General features: G+C 51.4%; 1 protein-coding gene. It reads right to left on the bottom strand.

The genetic code is table 11. The features are described from left to right. Positions 1–529: hypothetical protein (locus BGP76_RS08500; protein WP_147407422.1), on the bottom strand; the 529-nt coding region annotated here is incomplete at both ends.

The raw sequence follows: 529 nt of genomic DNA, 5'->3' as shown, positions 1-529 counted from the left end.
ATAAGTGTTGCCATCTGTGAATGTTCCCAAAGTACCACTCGCTGGCGTAGCAGTTTCTGTATCTACACTCCAGTTACCACTTGCGTCAGGAGTGACTGCATACGTTGCGCCGTTGATCGTTACTGTCATCGTCTCGCCGGATGGCAATGCTGCGCCGGTGCCTGTTGTTCCGCTGACCACTGGTGTTGTGTCTGAGGTTGTTTGGCTTACTACTGTTGGTACGGTTGGATCAGTCGTGTCAATAACTAACTCGTCGGTGCTACCATCTGTTGCTGTGTTACCCGCTCCGTCTGTCACTGTTGCTACTACTTGATAAGTGTTGCCATCTGTGAATGTTCCCAAAGTACCACTCGCTGGCGTAGCAGTTTCTGTATCTACACTCCAGTTACCACTTGCGTCAGGAGTGACTGCATACGTTGCGCCGTTGATCGTTACTGTCATCGTCTCGCCGGATGGCAATGCTGCGCCGGTGCCTGTTGTTCCGCTGACCACTGGTGTTGTGTCTGAGGTTGTTTGGCTTACTACTGTT

Origin of the sequence: Reichenbachiella sp. MSK19-1 (assembly GCF_003590315.1) — a bacterium.
Classification (GTDB): Bacteria; Bacteroidota; Bacteroidia; order Cytophagales; family Cyclobacteriaceae; genus Reichenbachiella; species Reichenbachiella agariperforans.
This window is presented reverse-complemented; position numbering and strand designations above follow the sequence as displayed.